This window comes from Streptomyces sp. NBC_00691 (genome assembly GCF_036226665.1).
GTDB lineage: Bacteria > Actinomycetota > Actinomycetes > Streptomycetales > Streptomycetaceae > Streptomyces.
This window is the reverse complement of record NZ_CP109007.1, coordinates 7,976,384-7,992,285: the sequence shown is the minus strand read 5'-3', so window position 1 is coordinate 7,992,285 and position 15,902 is coordinate 7,976,384. Positions and strand designations below refer to the sequence as shown.

Annotated in this window: 10 protein-coding genes; 5 read left to right on the top strand and 5 right to left on the bottom strand. The window is 71.7% G+C overall.

Annotated features, from left to right (window positions below; genetic code table 11):
- Positions 1 to 10: 10 nt before the first annotated feature.
- The 5 genes from OG392_RS35670 (at position 11) to OG392_RS35650 (ending at position 6,069) form a co-directional block, all read left to right on the top strand.
- Positions 11 to 1,999, top strand: coding sequence for a putative baseplate assembly protein (locus OG392_RS35670; protein WP_329286499.1), 1,989 nt, complete (start codon positions 11 to 13; stop codon positions 1,997 to 1,999).
- Positions 1,996 to 2,589 (top strand): phage tail protein, encoded by a 594-nt coding sequence (locus OG392_RS35665; RefSeq protein ID WP_329286496.1) that lies wholly within the window; start codon positions 1,996 to 1,998, stop codon positions 2,587 to 2,589. The genes OG392_RS35670 and OG392_RS35665 overlap by 4 nt, the downstream gene beginning before the upstream one ends.
- A gap of 5 nt (positions 2,590 to 2,594) precedes the next feature.
- Positions 2,595 to 3,827, top strand: coding sequence for an NADase-type glycan-binding domain-containing protein (locus OG392_RS35660; protein ID WP_329286493.1), 1,233 nt, complete (start codon positions 2,595 to 2,597; stop codon positions 3,825 to 3,827).
- 102 nt (positions 3,828 to 3,929) lie between these two features.
- A complete protein-coding gene (locus OG392_RS35655) occupies positions 3,930 to 5,342 on the top strand; it encodes a hypothetical protein (protein WP_329286491.1) in 1,413 nt (470 codons plus the stop codon).
- Positions 5,326 to 6,069: an NUDIX hydrolase gene (locus OG392_RS35650; RefSeq protein WP_329286487.1), complete on the top strand. Its 744-nt coding sequence runs from the start codon at positions 5,326 to 5,328 to the stop codon at positions 6,067 to 6,069. Before OG392_RS35655 ends, OG392_RS35650 begins: the two co-directional genes overlap by 17 nt.
- Positions 6,070 to 6,142: 73 nt before the next feature.
- On the opposite strand, the gene OG392_RS35645 is transcribed toward OG392_RS35650, so the two are convergent.
- From OG392_RS35645 to OG392_RS35625, 5 genes are all read right to left on the bottom strand, one after another.
- The gene (locus OG392_RS35645) at positions 6,143 to 7,753 is read right to left on the bottom strand and encodes a glycoside hydrolase family 13 protein (protein ID WP_329286484.1); all 1,611 of its coding nucleotides are present in this window, start codon (positions 7,751 to 7,753) and stop codon (positions 6,143 to 6,145) included.
- A 175-nt stretch (positions 7,754 to 7,928) separates the two neighbouring features.
- Positions 7,929 to 8,804, bottom strand: coding sequence for a carbohydrate ABC transporter permease (locus OG392_RS35640; protein WP_329286482.1), 876 nt, complete (start codon positions 8,802 to 8,804; stop codon positions 7,929 to 7,931).
- Positions 8,805 to 8,820: 16 nt separating this feature from the next.
- Positions 8,821 to 9,786: a carbohydrate ABC transporter permease gene (locus OG392_RS35635; RefSeq protein WP_329286480.1), complete on the bottom strand. Its 966-nt coding sequence runs from the start codon at positions 9,784 to 9,786 to the stop codon at positions 8,821 to 8,823.
- A 92-nt stretch (positions 9,787 to 9,878) separates the two neighbouring features.
- Positions 9,879 to 11,297 carry an extracellular solute-binding protein gene (locus OG392_RS35630; RefSeq protein ID WP_329286478.1) on the bottom strand — a complete coding sequence of 473 codons (1,419 nt, stop codon included), beginning with the start codon at positions 11,295 to 11,297 and terminating at the stop codon, positions 9,879 to 9,881.
- A gap of 308 nt (positions 11,298 to 11,605) precedes the next feature.
- Entirely contained in the window at positions 11,606 to 15,892 is a 4,287-nt protein-coding gene (locus OG392_RS35625) for a discoidin domain-containing protein (RefSeq protein WP_329286477.1), read from the bottom strand.
- Positions 15,893 to 15,902: the final 10 nt, after the last annotated feature.

Below are 15,902 nucleotides of genomic sequence, written 5' to 3'. Positions count from 1 at the left end.
AAGAGCCACCATGGCCCTGCCCGCACCCCATCTCGACGACCGCCGCTTCCAGCAGTTCGTCGACGACGCCAAGCGCTACATCCAGCAGGCGTGCCCCGAGTGGACCGACCACAACGTCTCGGACCCGGGCGTCACCCTGGTCGAGGCGGTCGCGCACATGGCGGACCAGCTCGTCTACCGCCTCAACCGGGTCCCGGAGAAGAACCATCTGGCCTTCCTCGACCTGCTCGGGGTGACGCTGTTCCCGCCCGCGGCCGCCCGCGCGGACATCACCTTCCGGCTCTCGGCGCCGCAGCCGGAGCCGGTCGTGCTGCCCACGGGCACGGAGGTGTCCACCGGGCGTACGGAGACGGAGGAGGCGGTCGTCTTCGCGACGGCCGCCGATCTGACGGTCGTGCCCTGCTCGTTGACGCACATCCTGCGCCAGGAGGCGGGGGGCGCTCCCGAGGACCGCTCGCAGGATCTCCTCGGCGGCGAGGACGTGCCGGCCTTCTCTCCGCTGCCGCGCGTCGGTGATCTTCTGCTGCTCGGCCTCTCGGCGGCGGTGCCCGACTGTGTCCTCGTCCTCGACCTGGACAGCCGGGTGGACGGTGTCGGTGTGGATCCGCGCAGGCCGCCGCTGGTGTGGGAGGCGTGGACCGGGGCCGAGGGCTGGGTCGTGTGCGAAGTCGACGAGGACAGCACGGGCGGGCTCAACCGCCCGGGTGAGGTGGTGCTGCACATGCCGTCCGGGCACGCGGTGTCGCGCCTCGGGGGGCACGAGGCGGGCTGGGTGCGCTGCCGGGTCGTGGAGCCCGCGGCGGGCCTGCCGTCGTACAGCGAGTCGCCGACGGTACGGGCGGCGGAGGCGTTCACCATCGGCGGGACGGTCCGCGCGGCGCACGCCGAGGCGGTGCGGGACGAGCGGCTCGGCGAGTCCGAGGGCGTACCGGCGCAGCGGCTGCGGCTGGCGCACGCGCCGGTCGTCGACCGGCCTCCGCTGCTGCTCCAGGTCGCCGAGCGGGCGGACAGCGGCGTCGACGAGGAGGACCCGGAGGCCGGCTGGCAGGAGTGGTCCGTCGTCCGCGACTTCGCGTCCTCGCGCCCCGGTGACCGGCACGTCACCCTCGACGCGACGACCGGTGAGATCGCCTTCGGTCCGTGCGTACGTCAGCCGGACGGCACTCTGCGGCAGTTCGGGGCGGTACCGCCGAAGGGGGCGGCGATCCGGGCGGTCCGGTACGGCACCGGGGGCGGCCGGGCGGGGAACGTGGCCCGCTCCACGATCACGGTGCTGCGCAGCTCCATCCCGTACATCGCGCGTGTGGAGAACCGCGAGGCGGCGCGCGGCGGGGTGGACGGGGAGACCGTCGAGGAGGCCAAGTCCCGCGCGCCGATCAGCCTCCGGGCACAGGAACGGGCGGTCACCGCGAGGGACTACGAGGAGCTGGCGCGCCGGGCGGCGCCCGAGGCGGCGCGGATCTCCTGTCTGGCGGCGGACTCCGCCGAGGCGGGCGACAACGCGGTCCGGGTCCTGGTCGTGCCGCAGGCCGTTCCGGACCGGGGCGGCCGGCTGCGGTTCGAGCAGCTCGTGCCGGGCGAGGAGCTGCTGTCCCGGGTGACGGGCTTCCTCGACGAGCGGCGCCCGCTGGGGACGCGGCTGGCCGTCGGGCCGCCGTTCTACCAGGGCGTGACGGTGGTGGCGACGCTGCACTCCTTCCGGGCGGCCGAGGCGGAGCGGGTACGGACGGAGGCGCTGGACGCGCTGTACGCGTATCTGGACCCGCTGACGGGCGGGGCGCACGGCGAGGGATGGCCGTTCGGGCGTCCACTGCGCGCCGGTGAGGTGTTCGCGGCGCTGCAGCGGGTGCCGGGCGTGGAGCTGGTGGACGAGGTCCTGCTGCATCCGGCCGATCCGCTGACCGGCCGCAGGGGTGAGACGACGGACCGGATCGAGCTGGCGCCGTCCGCGCTGCTCTTCCCGTTCGACCATCGCGTCCGTGTGATCGAGGCGCGGTGAGCGGGTCCGCGCGGGGTACGGTTCCGGGCCTCGCGACCCCGTACCCGCTGGGTGCGGCGCTGCCCGCCGTGTACGCGGAGGACGACTTCGGGCAGCGGTTCGTGTCCGGTCTCGACGTCGTCCTCGCTCCGCTCTTCACCGTCCTCGACTCCCTGGAGGCGTACTTCTCGCCGGCGCTCGCCCCCGCCGACTTCGTGGACTACCTGGCGACCTGGGTCGGCGCGGAGCTGGGCGGCGACGAGCCGCTTCCGCTGCGCCGCCACGCGGTCGCCTCCGCCGTGGCACTGCACCGGGTGCGCGGCACCCGGCAGGGGCTCGCGGCGGCCGTCCGGCTCGCCTTCGGCGTGCCTCCCGAGATCACCGAGAGCGGGGGCGCGAGCTGGTCCTCCGCGCCCCTCGGGCCGTTCCCGGGGGCGCCCGTCGCCGGACTGCGCGTGGTGCTCCGGGTCGCCGACCCGGCCGCCGTGGACCCGCACCGGCTGCGCGCGGTCGTGGCCGCGGCCCGTCCCGCGCACCTGCCGTTCACGGTCTCGGTGGCGGCCTCCGCGTCGCCCCCGGCGACCTCTTCCCGTACATCCGAAGGAGCTTGACCCTGATGAGTGACGCGCCCCAGTCCCGCCCCTGCCCGGACTGCGCGAGCCCGGTGCGTGCGGCGGACCAGTCGTTCTGTGACAGCTGCGGGGCGTTCCTGCGCTGGGACAGTCCGGCCGGCACGGCGAGCGCGGAGGGCTCGTCCGCCGCCGCGCCGGCCGACGACGCGCCGCGGGCCGCCGCGGAAGGTCCGGCCGACTCCCCCGCCGCCGTCCCCGGGAACCGGTCCTCCGTCGGTCCCGAGGAGGTGACCGCTCCGCTGCCCGCCGTGGCCTCCGGCTCCGAGGCACCCGCGCCCGGTCGGGTCTCCGCTCCGGTGGCCGATCCGGTGCCCGCTCCCGCGCCCGACCCGGCGCCCGGCCCCGTAGCGGAGTCGGCGCCGGTGTCCGACGGGCCGTCGGACACACTCGTACGGTCGCTCCTCGTACCGGTCCCGGGGAACCGCCCCGTCGAGCCGGCCGTCGCGGCGCCCGTCCTTCCCGCGCGTCCGGATGCCGCACGGCCGGTGGTCCGGGCCGCCGAGACCGCCGTGCCCGTGCCGGGCGGCACGCCGTGCCCGGCCTGCGCGCTGGCCAACACTCCGGGCCGTCACTTCTGCCGCTTCTGTGCGACGCCGATGGTCCCCGAGCAGCTCTCGACGGCCGAGGGGCCGTACGCGGGCCGGCGTCCCGGGCTCACCCGCGACCGGAGCCGCTGGCTCGTCCGCGCCCTGATCGCGGCGGGGGTCGTCACCGTGGTGGTCGGCGGCATCGTCGGCGGTCCGCCGGCCGTCCGCGCGATCCAGGACCACTTCGCCACACGGGTCCCGGTCCATCCGGTGGCCTGGGCGGCCTCCCACTCCGCGCCGAGGCAGCAGGCCGGGCTGGCGGGCGACGGCTACTCCAACACCTGGTGGGGCACGGGCTACGCGGGCGACTCGGCGGGCCAGTACATGGAGGCCCGGTTCGCCGAGCCGACCGATCTGCTGAGCGTCCTGATCACCCCCGGCAGCTCCAAGAACACGACGCAGGCCGACGGCCAGGCGACGCCGCGCACCTTCGACCTGGTCGTCAAGGACTCCTCCGGGGAGACGCACGTCTCGCAGCACCGCATCAACGACGGCGGCACCCAGCGGGTCGACGTGCGGGTACGGGACGCGCTGACGGTGCAGCTGGTGCTGCGCACGGCGTGGCGGGCGGACCCCACGAAGCAGGTGGCCGTCGCGGAGCTGGAGTTCTTCGGCAGGTCCGTGTCCTGACCCCGTGGCCGGGGTCGGCGAGAAAACAGGGCGGGACCCCTTCTCAGGAGCCGGACGGGGAAGAACGATGATCCCCGGGGTACCTGACCGGAGGAGGGGTCCATGCGCGGCTACACCGGCGTGCTCATCGGCAATCTGATCCTCGCCGCGTTCGCCGGCCTGGCCGGACCGGTGTTCCTCGTCGTGGCGTACGCCGCCTGGACCGGAGGGACCCCGTGGTTCTGGGTGGCCGGCGCGTCGGTCGTCGGGGCGGCCGGCACGGCCATGATCCCCTTCTCGGCCGTCCGGAGCGCCCGGCAGGAGTTCCCCCGGATCACGCGGCGGAGCAGGGTGCGGGGCGCGGGCACCGCGTACGGGGACGACACCTCGGTGGTGTGGGCCCCTCGCTCCCCTCAGGGTGCGGCGGGCGCGCGCCTGGTACGGGCGGACGTCATCGAGGCGACGTTCGTGCGGTACAGCCCCGAAGGGGAGGCGACGTTCACGACGTACGGGGGAGATCACGACCCGGCGGAGTTCAAGGCGACGATCGGGCTGCGGCTGCGGGTCCACGACGGGGCGGACGGCCCGGGTTCGGAGGGACGCGAGGTCACCGAGGAGGTCCAGGTGCCGTCCCTGTGCCTGTCGGCGATCACGGCGGGTCGGCTGGCCGTCCTCGTCGATCCCCCGGAGGCTCCGACGCCGGGGAAGGTCACGGTCCTCTGGCCGCGCAGCCTCCTCCTCGCGGGGACGCGCACCTGCCGGGTGATCGACCTCGACGGCCGCATGACCGACGTGACCCGCTACGCCCGTCGTCAGCTGGAGCAGATGCGGATCTCGATGTCGGTCGGCGGCGTCGTGATGGACGGCGACGTCATCGATCTCCGGCGCCTCGACGCGGCGACGGCGGCCCGGTACGCCGCCGTGGCCCGCGAGGTCGTCGAGCAGCGGGCGCCGGTGGCCGAACCGGGCGAGGAGGCCCGTCGGCTCGCCGAGTTCCTCCCGGGTGAGGAGGGGGCCTTCGGCTCCGTTTCCCGCCGCTGGTCGCGGCGCGGTGGGCATCTGGTGCTCGCCCGGTTCCTGTCGCTGCGCGGCCGGACCACGTTCCAGGACCACGGTCCGGTCCTGGACACCCTGCTCCGCGTCCGTCCCGCGGACGGCTCTCCGGCGTACGACGTGGAGCGGCGTCTCACCGTGCCGATGAACTATCTGGCGGTCCTGCACCACACGAGGGACGTCGTGCTCCGGGTCGGCCCGAACGGCAGGTCCCAGGTGGTCGACTGGGCCCGGACCGGTCTTCTCGCCGGAGTCACGACGGCCCAGGTCATCACGCCGGACGGGCTCGGCGTCCCGCTGCCGAGACGCTCCGAGGTCCTCTGGCCCCTGATGAACCTGCTCGTCGCCCACGGCGTCTCCAACCCGACGCCGGTCCTCGACCTCCGCGAGCCGCGGACCCGCGCCGTGGCGGACGCGGTGATGGACCTGATCCGTGGCGCGGAGGTCCGGGTCGAGGAGGTGCTCCGTGACCGCCTCGGGTAGCGGGGCGCCGCCCGTGGAGTTCCTCGACGTGCGCCGGATCGGCTTCGTCGAGCACCCTCCGCCCGTCCTGACTCCGTGGGAGCGGCGGGAGGTGGACAGGTTGTGGGAGGGCACGAAGACCGGTAGCCCCACCACCTTCGACGGACCGCTGGTCGCGAGTCTGGGGATCGAACTGCCCTCGCCCGGCGTACTGGTGGCGCGCTGGGCGCGGCTCTCGTACCGGTACAGGGCCCTGCGCGTCCTCCGGCCCTCCGAAGACGTGCCCGGGTCGGTGTTCGTCACCGTACTGCTTCCCACCGAGCGGGGGCTCGTCGTCGGCCGCGGGGCTCCCACGACGGCCGCGCCCGGCCGCTGGACGCTTCCGGGCGGCTCGGTGGAACCGCCTGCCGACGGACAGCCGCTCGACGGGGACGCGCTGCGGCGGGACGCCGCGCGGGAGCTCGCCGAGGAGCTCGGGTTCCGGATCGCGGACGCGGAGCTGCGGTTGTTCGCGGTCACCCGGGGACGCCGGTTCGGCAGTCTCGGCTTCCATTTCCGCGCCCAGCCCGTGGCGAGCGCCCTCGTGCTCCGTCGGCACGCCGGGCTCGTAACCCTGGAGACCGGGCACGGCGCCGGACCCGAGCTGGACGAGATCGCCTTCGTCTCCTCGCCCGCCGAGGCCGGCCGCCTCGGTCCGGGCGCGGACTATCTGCCTCAGGTCCTCCGACGGTACGGCGACGCGGGCTGAGGACCGCGTCCGGCGGCGGGCCGCGCGGCGGCACGCCCGGTGCCGGGCGTGCTCCGCGTCCGTACGGGAGGCGTCAGGTCCGCAGCCACACCGCCGTGTCCACGGGCAGCCGGCCGTCGGCGTCCAGGGGGCCGCTCGCCAGGAGCAGTTCCTCGTACGCCGGGAGTTCGACCGGGTCCGTGGCGAGGTTGACCAGGCACACCAGGCCCTCGCCGCGGGCGAAGGCGAGCACGCCGTGTGCGGCGGGGAGCCAGGCGAGAGGCCCGTCGCCGAAGCCCTCGGCCGAGCCGCGCAGCCTGAGCGCCTCGCGGTAGAGCGTCAGCATCGAGTCCGGGTCCGCCTGCTGCCGGTCCACCGCGTAGTCGTCCCAGTCCCGGGGCTGAGGCAGCCACGGCTCGGACACGGCGTCGGAACCGAACCCGTACCAGGGCGCTCCGGCGGTCCACGGCAGCGGAACACGGCAGCCGTCACGTCCGGGGTCGGTGCCGCCGGAGCGGGCGTGCATGGGGTCCTCGATCCGGTCCAGCGGCACCTCCGCCTCGGGCAGGCCCAGTTCCTCGCCCTGGTAGACGTACACCGATCCCGGGAGTGCCAGGGTCAGCAGGGCCGCCGCGCGGGCCCGTCGGGTTCCGAGGGCGAGGTCGGTGGGTGTGCCGAAGGTCTTCGTGGCGAAGTCGAAGCCGGTGTCGGCGCGCCCGTACCGGGTGACCGTGCGGGTGACGTCGTGGTTGCAGAGGACCCAGGTCGCGGGGGCGCCGACGGGGGCGTGTTCGGCGAGGGTGTCGTCGATGGTGCGGCGCAGCCGGTCCGCCTCCCAGGGGCAGGAGAGGAAGTTGAAGTTGAAGGCGGTGTGGAGTTCGTCGGGGCGGAGGTAGCGGGCGAAGCGTTCGGAGTCCGGGAGCCAGACCTCGCCGACGAAGACGGCGCCGTACTCGTCGGCTATCGCGCGCCAGGCCCGGTAGATGTCGTGGAGTTCGTCCTGGTCGATGTAGGGGTGGGGGTCGACGCCCTCGACGAAGTCGGCGAGGGCCGGGTCCTTGGCGAGCAGCGCGGCGGAGTCGATCCGTACGCCGGCGACCCCTCGTTCGAACCAGAAGCGGAGGACGTCCTCGTGTTCGCGGCGGACGGCGGGGTGGGCCCAGTTGAGGTCGGGCTGTTCGGGGGTGAAGAGGTGGAGGTACCACTCACCGTCCGCGACCCGGGTCCAGGTCGGTCCGGAGAACTGGGAGGGCCAGGTGTTGGGCGGGATCTCGCCGTTCTCGCCGTGGCCGGGCCGGAAGTGGAAGAGCTCACGCTCGGGACTGCCGGGGCCGGCCGCGAGGGCGGCGCGGAACCAGGCGTGCTGGTCGGAGACGTGGTTGGGGACGATGTCGACGATGACGCGGATGCCGAGTTCGCGGGCCTCGGCGATGAGCTTCTCGGCCTCGGCCAGGGTGCCGAACGCGGGGTCGATGGTGCGGTAGTCGGCGACGTCGTAGCCGCCGTCGACCAGGGGCGAGAGGTACCAGGGCGTGAACCAGACGGCGTCGACGCCGAGTTCGGCGAGGTAGGGCAGTCTCGCCCGGACGCCCGCGAGGTCCCCGGTGCCGTCGCCGTCGCCGTCGGCGAAACTGCGCGGATACACCTGGTAGATGACGGCGTCGCGCCACCAGTCGTCGGTGCGATGCGAGTGAGGGGCTGCCACGTGACGGTCCTTTCGGGCAGGTCGGGGTTCTTCGTCGCCGGCCCGGTTGCTGCGGGGCATGGAAGTCGGGCCGGCGACGAAGGCATGGGGTGGTGCGGGGCCCGCGGGGGACGGTCGGCCGGTCCGGCGGGTCGGCCGGGGTGGCGCCGTCGGCAGCGGTGGCGCGGACGGCCGGTCAGCCCTTGAGGCCGCCCGCCGTGAGGCCGCTCATGATGTTGCGCTGGAAGACCAGGAAGATGAGGAGCGTCGGCACGGACGCGATGGTGAGCGCGGCGATCAGGACATTGACCGGGACGCCGTTGGAGAGGGAGTAGATGCCGACGTTGAGGGTCTGGCCGGACGGGTCGGGCAGGGTGAGCATCGGCCAGAGGAAGTCCTTCCAGACCCCCACGACCGCGAAGATCGAGACGACTCCGAGGATCGGCCGTGAGATGGGCAGCACGATCGACCACAGGATCCGCATCGGTGAGGCTCCGTCGATGGACGCGGCGTCCAGGAGTTCCTTGGGGATCGAGTCGAAGAAGCGCTTGAGCAGGAAGATGTTGAACGCGTTGGTCACCGAGGGCAGCCAGATCACCCAGGGCGAGTTGAGCAGGTTGCGCTCGAAGACCGGCAGGTCCAGGACGGTCAGGTACTGCGGTACGACGAGGACGGTCGCCGGGATCATCAGGGTGGCGAGCATCATGCCGAGCACGGCCTTGCCGAAGACCGGCCGGAGCTTGGAGAGGGAGTAGGCGGCGGCCACGTCCAGGACCAGCTGGAAGGCGAGCGCGCCGAACGCGTAGTAGAGGGTGTTGAAGAGCAGGGTGGAGAGGTCCATGACCTCCCAGGCCCGCGAGTAGTTCTCCGGCGCGAAGGTGTGCGGCACCAGGGTCGGCGGGGTCTGGATGACCTCCTGGGTGTCCTTGAAGCCGCTGGACACCATCCAGTAGAGGGGGCCCAGGAAGGCCAGGGTGAAGCCGCCGACGACGACGGCGAAGACCACCCGGTAGAGGAGCCTGCCCCGGGGGCGGGCGAGCAGCGCCGGCGAGATGAGTGTGCGTGTGGACATGCTGGTCTCCCCGGTCCTACTCGTCCTCGGCGCGGCTGAGCCTCACGTACGCCGCCGAGAATCCGGCCAGGAGTACGAGGAGGAGCAGGCCGAGCGCCGCCGCGGCACCGTAGTTGTTGAAGTTGAAGGCGTATTGGTAGATGAGGTAGACGACGGTCGTGGTCGATCCCTCGGGGCCCGCGCCGCCGGTGAGCAGGAACGGTTCGACGAAGACCTGCATGGTGGCGATGACCTGCATGAGCAGCATCAGGGAGAGGATCAGGCGGGTCTGCGGGATGGTGACGTGCCAGATCTTGCGGAACAGCCCGGCGCCGTCGAGTTCGGCCGCCTCGTACAGCTCGCCGGGGATGCTCTGGAGCGCGGCCAGGTAGATCAGGGCCGCACCGCCCATGTTCATCCAGGTGGAGGCGATCACGACGGAGAGCATGGAGAGGTCGGGGTCCTGGAGCCACTGCTGCTCGGGGAGGTGGAGGAAGCGGAAGAGCTCGTTGAGGAGTCCGTAGCCGGGGTCGTAGAGGTACTTGAAGAGGAGCACCGAGGCGACCGGCGGGAGCATCACGGGCAGGTAGACGAGCAGTCGGAGATAGCCCTGGCCGTGGTGGAACTCGTTGATGACGAGGGCGACGACGAAGGGGACGACGAAGCCGAAGACGAGCGCGAGCGCGGTGAAGAGGAGCGTGTTGCGCCAGGCCTGCCAGAAGGCGGGGTCGTTGACGACGGTGACGAGGTTGTCGAAGCCGACCCAGGTCGACTGTCCGCTCTCGGTCTTCTGGAAGGCCAGGAGGAACTCCCTGACCATCGGGTACCAGGAGAAGAAGGCGAAGCAGAGCACGGCGCCGATGAGGAAGCCGTGGGCGGTGAGGTTGCGCCGCAGGCTCTTCGCGAAGCGGGCGCGGCCACCGGGGGGTACGGGTCCCGCCGCGGCCGGCGGGGAGTGGCGGGCGCTGCCCGTCGTGCTCGGGGTCAGGCTGGGGGCCGACATCGTCGCTCCTTGGTACTGGTCTGCCGGGGTGGTCCTGGGAGGGGGCGGAGGCCGGCGGGGGCGGGCGGTCGGTCCGCCCCCGCCGGGGCCCGTCACCGCGTGGCGAGGACCTGGTTGACCTGTGTCTCGGCGGTGGCGAGGAGCTTGTCGATGTCGGCGTCCTTGTTGGTGAGGAGGCCGGACATCACGTTGTCGAGGACCTTGTAGACCTCCTGCGCCTTCGGCGGCTCGGCCTTGCCGGCGACGGGGTTGTCCATGAAGGACTTGAAGTTCTGGACCGGCATGGTGGCGTTGGCGACGCGTGCGGCGTCGTCCGTGGCCTTGGAGCCGTTCAGCCAGAAGTTGGGCTGCGGGACGCCGACGGGGAGGGCGTCCCGCTTGGTGCGGGCCCAGTCGAACTGGCCCTTGCCTACGGTGAGGTTCTTGAAGTTGAGCCAGGCGACGGCGGCCTTGATCTTGTCGCCGGAGATGCCCTGCTTGACCATGTAGTTGTTGCCGCCGGCCAGGGTGTTCTTCTCGCCGGGGATGGGGCCCATGCCGAAGTTCTCGTACTTCGCGCCGAGCTGCTGGACCATATACGCGATGTCGTCGGGGGCGGCGAGGAACATGCCGAGCTTGTCGGTGGCTATCTGCTTCTGCAGGTCGCCCCACTGGAGCAGCTGGGTCTTGCCCATGCTGTCGTCCTCCCAGCGCATGGCGTGGATGTTCTTGGCGACCTGCTTGCCGAGTTCGTCGTTGAAGGCGGCCTTCTTGCCGCTCGCGTCGACGACCTCGCCGCCGACGCTGTACATCTGGGCGGTGAAGTGCCAGCCGCCGGTGTTGCCGGCGCTGTACTCGCCGAAGCCGGCGATGCCGTTGCCGAGTCCGGCGATCTTCTTGGCGGCGGCGCGGACCTCGTCCCAGGTGCGCGGCGGGGCGTCGGGGTCCAGGCCCGCCTGCGTGAAGAGCTTGCGGTTGACGAGCAGGCCCATCGTGTAGTTGCTGGTGGGCAGGCCGTACAGCTTGCCGTCCTGCTTGAGGGAGCCGAGGACGTTCGGGTCGATGTCCTTGAGGAGCGGGACGCTCTTGTCGTTGACGTACGCGGTGATGTCCGCGGCGCCGTTCTCGGAGAGCACCTGCGGCAGGTCGGTGAAGTAGGTGTAGAACACGTCCGGCTGGGACTTGGCCTTGAGCATCGCGGTGAACCGCGGCGGCTCCAGACACTGGCCGGGGGTGGAGCGGCCCTCGATGGTGACGTTGGGGTACGTCTTGTTGAACTCGGCGACGTCCTCCTTCCACTCCTTGAGTTCGGCCGCCTTCGCCGCGGGGGGCATGCAGTCGATCGTGAGCGTGACCTTGGTCTTCGGGTCCAGCGGGGCGGTGGGGTCGGAGGACCCACCTCCCTCGGAACCGCCGCTGCCGTTGTTGTTGCTGCTGCTCGTGCCGCAGGCGGCGAGCGCGGTCAGCGTGAGCGCGGAGACGAGGGTGACCGCGCTGGCGCGGCGCGTACGGCGGAACCGGGCACTTCTCATGGGTGGTCCCCTTCGGGCCTGAACGTGGAGGTCGCCCCACCGCCTGTGCGTTGTGGGGCGTCGCACACTCAACCACCCTCAACAAGTGAACGCAAGATATCGCGCTGATTTTGTAATTGCCTGACAGTCAGCAGCTGATGGGCCGGGTTGGCTACTCAGGAAACCGACAGTTCAAGGGCTCGGGGCTGGGGTCGCCGGCCCTCTTCGCGCGAAGTGGGTGCCAGAACGCACGCAAGACCGATGCAAGTGGCTGCAAGCCACCTGCATCGGCCTCGCGAGGGAAGGGGCGGGATGTCCCGCCGGCCGGACTACGGGTTGACGTTGATCTTGAAGGTGGGGGTCGTGTTACGGATGTCGACGGCGTTGCCGCTCAGCCGCAGGCCGTTGAAGGTCACCTCGCCCACGGCCGGTCCCTGCCCCGATTCGGGCAGCTCGTTGGCCCACAGCCCGAACCCGGACCTGGCGTCGAACGCGTCACCGCTCTTGCGCGCGCCCGTGATCGAGACGTCCGTGAACACGGTGTCCTTGATGGGGAACTGTGGCTGACCGCCCACGTAGTTCGTCTGGAACATCACCCCGCTGTACGTGGGGTCGACGATGTCCACATGGCTCACCCTGATGCCCTGGAAGACCTTCGAGGCGGAGAACACCCAGATGCCGGGGAAGGTCTGGGAGCCCCAGAAATGGCCGCCCGCCCGGACGATGGAGATGTTCTCGAAGGTCGTGGGGTCGGTCCCGAAGCCGTTCATCGGATAGCCGAAGTCCAGCGACGAGATGGTGATGCCCGCGTAGACGAGCGTGTCGGCGATGTGGATGTTGCGGAAGGTGTTGTTGTAGCCGCCGTAGACGGCCACGCCCGCCGCTCGCCATGTCAGGGTGGTGGTGAGGTTCTCGTAGACGTTGTTCTTCATGTCGGCGCCGCCGGCGTCGATCGCGGAGAACAGGGCGAAGCTGTCGTCACCGGTCGCCCGCGCGTCGTTGTTGACGACGTGGTTGTCCGTCGAGCCGTTGGTCATGTTGATGCCGTCGGCGAACAGGTTGCGGATCCGGGAGTTCTTGATGGTCATCCGGTCGGTGTTCGCGCCCCAGTAGAGGCACACCATGTGTTCGTTCCAGATGTCGTCGATGACGATGTCGGTGACGTTCGCGAAGTCGAAGACCTTGCCCGGCCCGTCGATGCGCGAGGTGTAGTTGCCGAAGTAGGCGAAGCCCTTGAACAGCGAGCCCTTGGCCGCCGCCTCGGCGCGGAAGCCCACATCGGTGTTGTCCTGGGTCGACGGCGCGTGGAACGTGGTGAACCACGGCCCGGCACCGACCACCTTGACCGGCTTCCCGTAGACCTGGAACTTGCTCGCCGTCTGGTAGTCGCCCGGCGGCAGATAGACGCCCACGAGCGTGCCGGTGGTGTCCATGCGGACCTTGTCCAGGGCGTTCTGCACGTCCTGGTGTCCGAAGCCGGCCGGCACGGTGTACGTGGCCGGGTCCGGGTTCCCGACCGGGGCGACCTGCTCCAGGTTCACGAAGTCGATCGCGTACGTGGAGGTGTTCGCGGCATCCTTCTGGAGGCGGATCCTGCTGCCCGCCTGGACGGTCTCACCGAGCAGGAGATGCGCCTCGTCGTAGATGTGGCGCGGGGCGCCCGCGCTCGGGGAGTTGCCGGGCCCGGCCTCCGCGCCGTACAGCCAGGCGTACTTCGAGGTGAGCGGGAGCGACTTCTTGAACACCCCGTCGACGTAGACGCTGATGGTGGAGTCGATCCCGCCACCGCCCGGGGAGTCCGGGATCGAGAAGCGGGCCACCAGGGTGTTGGTCGAGCGCCGGGCGGTGAACTCGACGTACTCCCCCGTCGCGTCCAGGCTGACGGCCTTGCGGCCGGAGGCCTCGCCCGCGATGTCGCCGACGGTGCGGTTGGGGCCCGCGACGGTGGCTCCGCCGCCGACGGTGCCGTCCTCCGCCTCGTACATGTCGTACGGCATGTCGGCGCCGCGGCCGACGAAGAGGGGCTGGGTGGAGGTGTTGTTGGCCCGCTTCACCGGCAGCTCGTTGGCGTCGTCGGCGAGGACCGTCCTCACCGTGTACGAACCGTTGGCCGCCGTCCACGGGCCGAGGTTCACCTCGGCGCTCGCACCGGCCGCGAGGGCTCCGGTGTGGGCACCGGTCAGGGTCTTGACGACGGCTCCCGTCGAGTCGGTGAGAGCGAGGGTGACGCCGTGGGCACCCGCCGCGCTCGCCGCGGTGCCCTGGTTCCTGACGGCCACCTTGAAGGTGACGGCGTCACCGGCGGACGGGCTGGACGGCGAGGTCGTCACCGAGGCGGCGACCAGGTCGGAGCTGGAGACCGGCGTGACCACCAGTGCGGTGGGCCGGGTGTAGGTGTTGTTGGTCTCGTTCTGCTCGATGACGGCGTTCGCCTCGTCGGCGACGGCGCTGAGCTGGTACGAACCGGCGTCGCGGGCGCCGATGGAGGCGCTGACGGTGGTCTGGGCGCCGGCGGCCAGGGCGCCGACCTGCGCGGTGGCGACCTTCGTGCCGCCGAGGCGCAGCGCGAGGGCGCTGGCCGGTGCGGCGGCCGGGCCGCTGTTGCGGACGGTGGCGCTGACGGTGATCGGGTCCGACTCGACGGGCGAGGCGGGCGTGGTGGTGAGGCCGGTGACCTCCAGGTCGGGGTTGGGTGCGGGGACGCCGATCACCTGGAACTCGGCGAGCTGGCCCGCCCCCGAGCCGGTGTTGGCGGTGAACTTCAGCTGGACGTCGGCGACGCGGGCGGAGACGGGGATGGTGACGGTGTTGCCGCTCGCCGGGTCGAAGGTGTAGCTCTTCGCGGCGGCGACGCCGGTGAAGCCGGTGGCGCTCTGTTCGCGGCCGAGGACCTCGACGGTCTGGCTGCGGGTCGCCCAGGCCGTGGCCGGGTCAAGCTTGAGGACGAGGCTGCCGACGTCGGCGTTGGAGCCCAGCTTGACGGTCAGGGTGTTCGGATAGCTGCCGCCCGCCCCCTCCCAGTAGGTGCTGACGTTGTTGTCGTTGGCGTTGGCCGCGACGAAGGTGTGGACGGTGGAGGAGGCGTCGATCTGCTTGCCGACCGCCAGGTTGGAGCCGGTGCCGCCGGTGCCCGTGCGGGTGACGGCGTTGCTGTCGGTCGACTGGTTGCCCGCCGCGTCCTTGGCGCGGACGCGGTAGGTGACGGTCGCCGAGGCCGGCCGGGTGTCGGTGTAGGTGGTGACGTTCCCTGCGACGCTGCCCCGGAGGACGTTGTCGGCGTAGACGTCGTAGCCGGTGACTCCGACGTTGTCCGAGGACGCGTTCCAGGTCAGCCTGATCTGTCCGGCCGCGGGCTCGGTGAACGCGAGGTTCGCGGGCGCCGTCGGGGCCTGGGTGTCGCCGGTGTCGCCGGTGCGGGTGACGGCGTTGCTGTCGGCGGACTGGTTGCCCGCCGCGTCCTTGGCGCGGACGCGGTAGGTGACCGTCTGGTTCGCCGGCCGGGTGTCGGTGAAGGTGGTGACGTTTCCGGCGACGCTGGTCAACAGGGTTCCGTTGGCGTAGATGTCGTAGCCGGTGACGCCGGTGTTGTCGGTGGCGGCGTTCCAGGTGAGCCGGATCTGGTCGGTGGCCGGCTGGGTGAGGGCGAGGTTCGCGGGTGCGGACGGTGCCTGGGTGTCGCCCGAGGTGGGCCCGTAGACCTCCAGCTCGGAGAGCTGGGCGGCGGGCTGGACGCTGTTCGCCGTGACGAGGACCCGGACGTAGCGGGTGGTGGTCGCGTCGAAGGTGATCGTCGCGGCCCGTCCCCCGGCGGCGTCGAAGGTGTACGCCTGGGAGGCGGTCAGGTCGGTGAAGGCGGTGCCGTTCGCACTGCCCTGGATCTTGAGGGTCTGGCTGCGGGCGCCCCAGCCGTCGGGAAGCCGCAGGACGACCCGGTCGACGCGGACGGACGAGCCGAGGTCGGCCTGGATCCACTGCGGGAGGGCGTTGTTGGCGCTCTCCCAGTAGGTGGCCCGGTTGCCGTCGTTGGCGTTGCCCGCCGTGTACACCTCGGTGTGGCTGCTCGCGGTCAGCGTGCGGCCGCTCGCCAGGTTGGCGGAGGACCCGTCGGCCGCGTGGACCTCCAGCTCGGAGAGCTGCGCGGCCTGCCAGCCGGAGTTGGCGGTGATGTCGACCCGGACGAACCGGGCCTGGGTAGCCGGGAAGGAGACGGTCACCGTGTTGGCGGCGCCCGGGGCGAAGGTGTAGGAGGCGGAGTTCTTGAGGGTGGCGAAGCTGGCGCCGTCGGCGCTGCCCTGGACGGACAGCGTCTGGTTGCGGCTCTCCCAGCCGGCGGGCAGTCTCAGGACCACCTCGTCCACGCGGGTGGTGGTGCCGAGGTCGACCTGGACCCATTGGGGCAGGGTGGTGCCGGCGCTCTGCCAGTACGTTCCCTGGTTGCCGTCGGTGATGTTCGCGGCGCCGTACTCGGCGTGGGATCCGGACGCCGCGGCGGCGTCGCCCAGGGCGATGTTGGGGCCGCCCGCCGCCCGGGCGGACATGAGGGGTCCTCCCAGTGCCAGGAGGCTGGTGGCGATCACGGCGCTCAGGCCCCGTGATCTCCAGTGGCGGAAACTCATCCGTCCTCGC